The sequence below is a fragment of the Winogradskyella undariae genome (assembly GCF_013285155.1).
Lineage (GTDB): Bacteria > Bacteroidota > Bacteroidia > Flavobacteriales > Flavobacteriaceae > Winogradskyella > Winogradskyella undariae.
The window spans coordinates 90,795-98,758 of the sequence record NZ_JABTEL010000013.1; the positions used below are offsets into that span (position 1 = coordinate 90,795).

Sequence of the window (7,964 nt, forward strand, 5' to 3'; positions counted from 1 at the left end):
CTATGAAGGAAATAACGTATACAGGCGATACTGATTTCGAAAATATTCCATCTCTTAAAGATAAAGCATTGCGCATCAATCTTAATGCTGATATTTATGGAACATTTTCTGAAATAGGAGCTGGACAAGAAACGGTTCGCCATTTTTTCAGAGCAGGTGGTGCTTCTGGAACCATTGCTAAAGCGATGTCTGCTTATGACAAAGATTTTAGTGATGCGATATATGGTATTGAAGATGATCGTCGTTACGTAACAGAGGCAAGACTTCGTAAAATGCTAAATCACGAAGTAAATATAATGGAGGAGCGCATTACTAGAGAAAGACATCCTAATAAAATATTTTTCTCTTATGCTAATACCGTTGCAACTATAGATTTTGCTAAGCAATATAAAGGTCATGGTTGGGTTGGAATAAAATATCAAGTTGGTTCTGGACAAGAATATAATGAGATTGTTCTTCATATTAGATTTAAAGAAACAGACGCTCGTTTACAACAAGAAACGCTAGGTAAATTAGGAACAAACCTTATTTATGGTGCTTTTTACAAATACAATCAGCCTCGTAAACTATTACGTTACTTATACGATCACTTAGATAAAGATCAATTAGAAATTGATACTATTAATTTCTCTGGACCTGTATTTAAAGATGTAGATAACCGTTTAATGAGTTTACAACTGGTTAAAAATGGTATGACTGATGCTGTAATGTTTTCACCAGATGGTAATAACGTTTTACCGGCTCGTGTGCTTTATAAAAAGAATATTTTAGCGCTAAGAGGTAGTTTTAGACCTGTTACTAAAGTAAATATGGACATGCTAGAGAAGTCTCTAGAAATGTTTGTTAAAGAAAATAAAGTAGAAAAAGATAGAACGCAAGTTATTTTCGAAATCACTTTGTCTAACTTGAGAGCTGAAGGTAAAATTGATGAGCAAGATTTTATGGATCGTGCAAAATTATTATGCTCGTTAGGACAAACTGTATTAATCTCAAACTTCCAAGAATATTATAAATTAGTTGAGTATTTCTCTCAATACACTAAGAACAGAATGGGCTTAGCAATGGGAGTTAATAACCTTGTTGATATTTTTGATGAGAAATATTACCGTCACTTAAGTGGTGGCATCTTAGAAGCCTTTGGAAAATTATTTTACAAAGACCTACGTGTTTACTTATACCCTATGGAAAATGAGGATGGAACCTTAACAACTAGCGAAAACGTTAAAGTACATCCAAGAATGAAGGAATTATTCAAATTCTTCAAATACAATGGTAAGGTCGTAGACATTTCTGATGTAGACGCTTCAAATCTATCTGTGTTTTCTAGAAAAGTCCTTAAAATGATTGTAGATAACGAAGATGGTTGGGAAGCAATGTTACCTGAAGGTGTAGATGATCTAATAAAAGAAGAAAGCTTATTTGGCTGGGAAGCTGAAGAAGTAATGCATAAGCGATAAAACAAAATTATATAAAAGTAAAAAGCGACCATTCATAGTGAATAGTCGCTTTTTTTATACTGTAAAAAATATTATTCTTCCGTTAATATTTGATCTGTATGCGCTTTAGTTTTCACTTTAGCTATAACATCTGTTATCACACCGTTTTCATCAATAATAAAGGTTGTTCTATGAATCCCATCATATTCTTTTCCCATAAATTTCTTAGGTCCCCAAACACCAAATGCTTCAATAACAGCTTTATCTTCATCGGCTAATAAAGGATATTGAAAATCGTATTTATTTTTAAAATTAGTTTGCCTTTTAGCACTATCTGCACTAACACCTAAAATCTCATAACCTTGAGCTTTAAAACGGTCATAATTGTCATTTAAATTACAAGCTTCTGCGGTACAACCTGGTGTACTTGCTTTTGGATAAAAGAATACAACCAATTTCTTTCCTTTATAATCCGAAAGTGAAATGGTATTTCCTTGTTCATCTAATGCTGAAAAATCTGGAGCCTTATCTCCTACTTTTAAATGCGTCATAATGCTTAAATTTGTCTTTCTGTAAAAATACGATGAAATGACTAAACAAGAAAAGGTAGACTTTGTTATAAATACGTTAAAAGGACTCTATCCTGAAATCCCGATTCCATTAGACCATAAAGACCCTTACACTTTATTGATCGCTGTATTGATGTCTGCGCAGAGTACAGATGTGCGTGTTAATCAAATTACTCCCTTATTATTTGAACGGGCAGATAACCCTTATGACATGATTAAGCTGAGTGTTGAAGAAATTAGAGAAATCATAAAACCTGTGGGATTATCACCTATGAAAAGTAAAGGAATTTATGGTTTATCACATATTTTAATTGATAAGTATAATGGAGAAGTACCTCAAACTTATGAAGGTTTAGAAGAATTGCCTGCTGTAGGACATAAAACAGCTGCCGTTGTATTATCTCAAGCATTCGGTATACCTGCATTTCCGGTAGATACCCATATTCATCGTTTAATGTACCGTTGGAATTTAACTAATGGTAAAAACGTGGTACAAACCGAAAAAGATGCTAAACGCATATTTCCAGAAGAACTCTGGAATGATTTACACCTTCAAATGATTTGGTATGGTAGAGAGTATTCACCTGCTCGTGGATGGGATATGGAAAAAGATATCATTACAAAAACCATAGGTCGTAAAACGGTCTTAGATGATTATTATAAAAAGAAGAAATAGAACAATTTTTGAGACTTATTTTAGAAAATCATCAATCGATGAAAAAACTTTTAGCTATTGCTGTCGTATTTTCTTTTACATCTTGTATACCTGTTAAAATTGCGCCGCGTTTTAAAAATCAAGATTACAAAATAATGCTGGCAAAGAAGTTTCATAAAGATATGCCAAGAGAAACTTCTTTTATATTTAAAGATTCAAAAGAAGCAGAAGAGTTCTATAATTATATCAATAAAAAACACCAACTAAATCATGTTGATGTTGGTTATAATGTTCCCTTTCAACTTAAAAATGAAACTTTATATTTATCCTATCATGAAGCAGAGCGTACTGATGAAAAAGTAAATTTACCATTCGCTGTAATTGATGCCAAATGGTAACTCGCGATTGTTTGAAGGTAATTACGCAACACGAACCGGCCATTGGTACATTATTTTAACGATCTATGACAAAGACATCAAAAATTGCCTCGTAGACAAACATCCTTTAAAAGAAAAAACAATTCAATATTTAAAAGATTTAAAGCAAGAATACCTTACGACTCAAAACTATGAGGAATTACTTTTAACTAAAAAATCCTGATATTTTCATATCAGGATTTTTTGTTTTAATTAATTTAAGAGTGCTTCAAACTCCAAGTTATTATAATCTATAACACACAAGGCTTTTGAATAATTCAAAATAAAACGAACTGTTTCATCCTTAGGTTGTAGGTTATTATGTTTTGAAGAAGCATTAGAGTAAATTTTTGCCATTTTCACTATTTATGAGTTTATATATAGCAAAAACGTACTATTAAATACTTTATTGTATTAATTTGTTAAAATGATATTATTTTGATCAATTACCTTACGCATATTTATAAGTGCATAACGCATTCTACCCAAAGCCGTATTTATACTTACACCTGTGCGTTCAGAAATTTCCTTAAAACTCATGTCTTGATACATACGCATCAACAATACCTGTTTTTGGTCTTCTGGTAATTCTTGAATGATACGTCGTACATCAGATTCTACTTGATCTTTTATCAAAACTTTTTCTGCATTTAAACTAGAATCGCTTAATACTGAAAAAATGCTAAACTCACCAGTATTATCAAATTTAGGCATACGACTATTTTTTCTAAAATGATCGATTACCAAATTGTGAGCAATACGCATAACCCAAGGTAAAAACTTACCTTCTTCATTATACTTACCACGTTTTAGATTTTTTATAACCTTAATAAAGGTATCCTGAAAAACATCTTCAGTAATATCTCTATCGTAAACTTTTGAATAAATAAAACTATAGATTTTTTGCTTATGCCTCTGAATTAAAATTGAAAGCGCATTCTCATCACCATTAATATAGTTGGTAACCAGAGCTGAGTCTTGTATAAGTCCTTTTTTCATAATTATTACTTTAGTCCTTAGTAGTAGCCTACTAAGTTGGGGTTTATAGCTGTTTTCTTAAAGTAATATTATGCGATAAGCAGATGGTTTTTTAAATGAATAAGTTTCAAATATAACAACATTCCTGTCTAATAAACAAAAAATAACACTAAAATTTAACTATTTATCTGATGAAAATTCACTTAAACAGATGAATTAAATATTAAATAAATGTAAAACTAGTATCATTATTTGTAGCTAAAAACAATAAAAACGCCGTAAAATCGCTTTCTTTTAACAGATTTATCCTCGTGAATTATGAATCATACTTTAAAGTTTATTTGGTATTGTAGTATCTTTGCAAACTTAGATATCTAAAAAACCTATGAACACTACTAACCTAGACGTTAATCCGAAAGAAAACATCATTATTAAAGGTGCTAAACTTCATAATTTAAAAAATATTGATGTTGTTATTCCTAGAAATAAATTGGTCGTTATTACAGGTTTATCGGGTTCTGGTAAATCTAGTTTAGCTTTCGATACACTTTATGCCGAAGGACAAAGGCGTTACGTAGAAAGTTTGAGTAGTTATGCGCGTCAGTTTTTAGGCCGACTGAACAAACCTAAAGTAGATTATATTAAAGGAATTGCTCCTGCTATTGCTATTGAACAAAAGGTAAATTCTACAAATCCACGATCTACAGTGGGTACAACCACTGAAATTTATGATTATCTAAAATTACTTTTTGCCAGAATTGGTAAGACCTACTCACCTATCTCTGGTAATGAAGTTAAAAAACATACAGTTTCTGATGTTATTAATTACATCTCTAACTTTGAAGAACGTTCTAAACTATTACTCTTAGCGCCTATTATTTTAGAAGAAGGCAGAACGTTAGAAAACAAACTTCAAACCTTACAACAACAAGGATATGCGCGTATTAAGGTTAAAGGTGAGGTTGTTAGAATTGACGATGCTTTAAAGCAAGAAATAACTACTGATGATGATTTATTTTTAGTTGTAGATAGAATTGTTTTTAAAAATGATGAAGATTTTCTTAACCGTTTAGCCGATGCTGTTGGTACTGCTTTTTATGAAGGCATTGGGACTTGTATCATAGAATCTTTAGCAGACAATAAACAAATGCTTTTCAATAATAAGTTTGAAATGGATGGCATGTCCTTTTTAGAACCAAATGCGCATTTATTCAGCTTTAATAATCCTTATGGCGCTTGTCCTAAATGTGAAGGCTATGGCGACGTTATTGGTATTGATGACGATTTAGTGATTCCCAACACAGCTTTATCTGTTTTTGAAAATGCTATTTTTCCATGGCGAGGAGATAGTATGGGTTGGTACAGAGATCAATTAGTTAATAACTCACACCAATTTGATTTCCCTATTCATAAGCCTTATTTTAAATTAAGTGATGCTGATAAAGCGTTAATTTGGAAAGGAAATCAATATTTTGAAGGCTTAAATGATTTCTTTGCTGAACTAGAATCTAAAGCTTATAAAATTCAGAATCGCGTTATGTTATCGCGCTACCGAGGTAAAACAAAATGTAGTGTTTGTGAAGGTAAACGCTTGCGTAAAGAAGCCAATTATGTAAAAATTGAAGATGCTACAATTACAGACCTAGTGGATTTACCAATAGATGAATTAGCCGTATTCTTTAAAGGTTTAAAACTTAATGAATACGATACACAAATAGCCAAACGTCTACTTATAGAAATAAATACACGATTAGAATTCCTGTCTAATGTTGGTCTAAATTACCTTACCTTAAACAGAAAATCGAACACTCTATCCGGTGGAGAAAGCCAACGTATTAACCTAGCAACTTCTTTAGGTAGTAGTTTGGTGGGATCTATGTATATTTTAGATGAACCCAGTATTGGTTTACACCCTAAAGACACAGAACGCTTAATTGAGGTTTTAAAATCGTTAAGAGATTTAGGAAATACAGTGATCGTTGTTGAGCATGACGAAGATATTATGAAAGCGGCTGATGCTATTATTGATATAGGACCGGAAGCCGGAACCTTAGGAGGTGAAGTTGTTGCTGTTGGTAATTTTAAAGAGATTTTAGCTGCAGATAGTTTAACCGCTAAATATCTTAATGGTGATTTAGAAATTGAAGTGCCTAAAAAACGAAGAACTTCTAAATACAAAATTGAAATTGTTGGTGCCCGCGAAAACAACCTTCAAAACATAGATGTTACGTTTCCTTTAGAGATGCTTACTGTTATCACCGGCGTTTCTGGAAGTGGAAAAAGTACCTTAGTTAAAAAGATTCTTTTTCCTGCAATACAGAAAAAATTGACAGGTTTTAGTGATAAAGCCGGTCAATTCTCTGAAATGAAAGGAAACATGAGCAATGTACAACATGTAGAATTTGTAGATCAGAATCCTATTGGTCGCTCATCAAGATCTAATCCTGTGACTTATATTAAGGCTTATGATGATATTCGTTCTTTATTTGCATCTCAAAAACTAAGTAATATTAGAAATTTTGCCGCTAAACATTTTAGTTTTAATGTTGATGCCGGACGTTGTGAAACCTGTAAAGGTGAAGGTGAAGTTACTATTGAAATGCAGTTTATGGCAGATGTACATTTAACTTGCGATACTTGTGGCGGTAAACGTTTTAAAAAGGAAGTTTTAGAGGTTAAGTTTGAAGGAAAATCTATCGATGATGTCTTAAATCTTACCATTGATGATGCGATTGCATTTTTCGAAATTCATAACCAAACAAAAATAAAAAACAAGCTTCAACCTTTACAAGATGTTGGTTTAGGCTACGTTACTTTAGGGCAGTCCTCTTCTACCCTTTCTGGTGGTGAAGCACAACGTATTAAGTTAGCAACCTTCTTAGGAAAAGGAAGCAAGAGCGATAATGCGCTTTTCATTTTTGATGAACCAACTACAGGACTTCATTTTCATGATATTAAAAAATTATTAAAATCTTTTCAAGCATTAATAACAAAAGGACATTCCATTATTGTGATTGAGCATAATATAGATTTAATAAAATGTGCCGATTATATTATTGATCTTGGTCCTGAAGGAGGAAAAAATGGAGGGAAATTAGTTTCTGCCGGAACACCCGAAGAGATTGCAAAAGATAAGAATTCCGTAACCGGAAAATATCTAGAAGAGAAACTATAAAATGGATTTACCTAAAGGATTTAGTAATGAAGTCATAGAAGCTAGAGAAAATACTTCAGACAAGACCGACGATAGTATTAAAGCTAGAGTTTCTGTTTCACCTTTAAAACCAGGCGGAGCTAGTTTTAAAACTAATGTACTTATAAAAAAGTCAGGTTCTAAATACCTTTACAAACCTTCTATTGGTTCTGCTCTTTTCTGTTTTATCTTTCTAGCAGTAGGTCTAGGCATCTTATTTTATGGCTTGTTTCCTCTATTTAAAAACAATTTTGACCTATGAATTTTCCTGAAATAGGTTGACTAAAAATTAAACCATTAATTAGAGTCACTTATGAAAACAAAAAATGAACACTGGCGAAAAAAAAGCTACCAAAAAGCAACTTTAGAAACCAAACTTTTAGTCGTTGACCAAATCCTTAGCGGACAATTATCCAATAACCAGGCTTCAAAAAAATACGATGTCCCTCGAACAACCATTACCTATTGGTTAAGAAAATACAGTACCTTAGTACAACAAAATACAGGTATGAGTAAAAACGATGAAATAAAAAAGTTAAAGGAAAAGATTGAAGAACTTGAGTTTCAAAAAGACTTCCAACAAGACATTATCGCTGATATGGAACTTATTACAGGCGTCGATATGTCAAAAAAGTCATTGCCCAAAACATTAGCAAAAGAGATAGAGCAAAAGAAAAAACAGCGTATAAAAGAAAATGGCTCTATGGATGTTTTGGG

At 32.1% G+C, this 7,964-nt stretch carries 9 protein-coding genes; 6 read left to right on the forward strand and 3 right to left on the reverse strand.

The features are described from left to right. Positions 1–2: 2 nt before the first annotated feature. Positions 3–1,457: a TonB-dependent receptor gene (locus HSX10_RS15690; protein WP_173589195.1), complete on the forward strand. Its 1,455-nt coding sequence runs from the start codon at positions 3–5 to the stop codon at positions 1,455–1,457. A gap of 71 nt (positions 1,458–1,528) precedes the next feature. Here HSX10_RS15690 and bcp read toward each other — a convergent pair whose 3' ends face one another. Next, the gene (gene bcp, locus HSX10_RS15695) at positions 1,529–1,987 is read right to left on the reverse strand and encodes a thioredoxin-dependent thiol peroxidase (RefSeq protein WP_173589196.1); all 459 of its coding nucleotides are present in this window, start codon (positions 1,985–1,987) and stop codon (positions 1,529–1,531) included. Between the two features lie 37 nt (positions 1,988–2,024). On the opposite strand from bcp, the gene HSX10_RS15700 reads away from it, so the two are divergent. Continuing rightward, positions 2,025–2,681 (forward strand): endonuclease III domain-containing protein, encoded by a 657-nt coding sequence (locus HSX10_RS15700; protein ID WP_173589197.1) that lies wholly within the window; start codon positions 2,025–2,027, stop codon positions 2,679–2,681. Positions 2,682–2,719: 38 nt separating this feature from the next. After that, positions 2,720–3,058, forward strand: a complete 339-nt coding sequence (locus HSX10_RS15705; RefSeq protein ID WP_173589198.1) for a hypothetical protein — start codon at positions 2,720–2,722, stop codon at positions 3,056–3,058. Positions 3,059–3,289: 231 nt separating this feature from the next. Here HSX10_RS15705 and HSX10_RS15710 read toward each other — a convergent pair whose 3' ends face one another. Continuing rightward, a complete protein-coding gene (locus tag HSX10_RS15710) occupies positions 3,290–3,433 on the reverse strand; it encodes a hypothetical protein (protein WP_173589199.1) in 144 nt (47 codons plus the stop codon). A gap of 57 nt (positions 3,434–3,490) precedes the next feature. Continuing rightward, positions 3,491–4,075 (reverse strand): RNA polymerase sigma factor, encoded by a 585-nt coding sequence (locus HSX10_RS15715; RefSeq protein WP_173589200.1) that lies wholly within the window; start codon positions 4,073–4,075, stop codon positions 3,491–3,493. 364 nt (positions 4,076–4,439) lie between these two features. On the opposite strand from HSX10_RS15715, the gene uvrA reads away from it, so the two are divergent. The 3 genes from uvrA to HSX10_RS15730 form a co-directional block, all read left to right on the forward strand. Next, positions 4,440–7,229, forward strand: coding sequence for an excinuclease ABC subunit UvrA (uvrA, locus tag HSX10_RS15720; protein ID WP_173589201.1), 2,790 nt, complete (start codon positions 4,440–4,442; stop codon positions 7,227–7,229). A 1-nt stretch (position 7,230) separates the two neighbouring features. Next, a complete protein-coding gene (locus HSX10_RS15725) occupies positions 7,231–7,509 on the forward strand; it encodes a hypothetical protein (protein ID WP_173589202.1) in 279 nt (92 codons plus the stop codon). Positions 7,510–7,560: 51 nt separating this feature from the next. Then, positions 7,561–7,964, forward strand: a 404-nt coding sequence (locus HSX10_RS15730; RefSeq protein ID WP_173589203.1) for a helix-turn-helix domain-containing protein, incomplete at its 3' end; no start/stop codon positions are given.